The sequence below is a fragment of the Brachybacterium sp. 107 genome (assembly GCF_052379725.1).
In the GTDB taxonomy this organism is placed as follows: Bacteria; Actinomycetota; Actinomycetes; order Actinomycetales; family Dermabacteraceae; genus Brachybacterium.
In genome coordinates this window covers 1-328 of the sequence record NZ_JBQSYW010000053.1, presented here as the reverse complement: position 1 = coordinate 328, position 328 = coordinate 1, and the positions used below count along the sequence as shown (strand labels likewise).

1 protein-coding gene is annotated in these 328 nt (G+C 66.5%); it reads left to right on the top strand.

Annotation, left to right across the window (positions count from 1 at the left end; genetic code table 11):
* Positions 1-64 precede the first annotated feature (64 nt).
* Positions 65-328: helix-turn-helix domain-containing protein (locus tag ACT3UL_RS19240; protein WP_444580004.1), on the top strand; the 264-nt coding region annotated here is incomplete at its 3' end.

Sequence of the window (328 nt, the reverse complement as noted above, 5' to 3'; positions counted from 1 at the left end):
GGTGGTGTCATAGCGTCTAAGCAACACTCCCGGTCGGTGGGGGCTCGAGGCGAGGAGGCCTGGGATGGTGCGGCGGAGGCTCACGTTCACGGAGCGGATGGAGATCTCAACGGGATCGAAGGCCGGGTGGGGCGTCCGCAGGATCGCCTCTCACCTGGGTAGATGTCCTTCGGTGGTCTCCAGGGAGCTGCGGCGGAACTCGACGAAGACCCGTGGCTATCAAGCCGTGACCGCGGACGTGAAAGCGCAGCGCCAGCGCTCGCGCCCACAGGACCGGAAAGTCGCGAAGGATCCTGTGCTCATGGCCCGGGTAAACGCCGACCTCGCC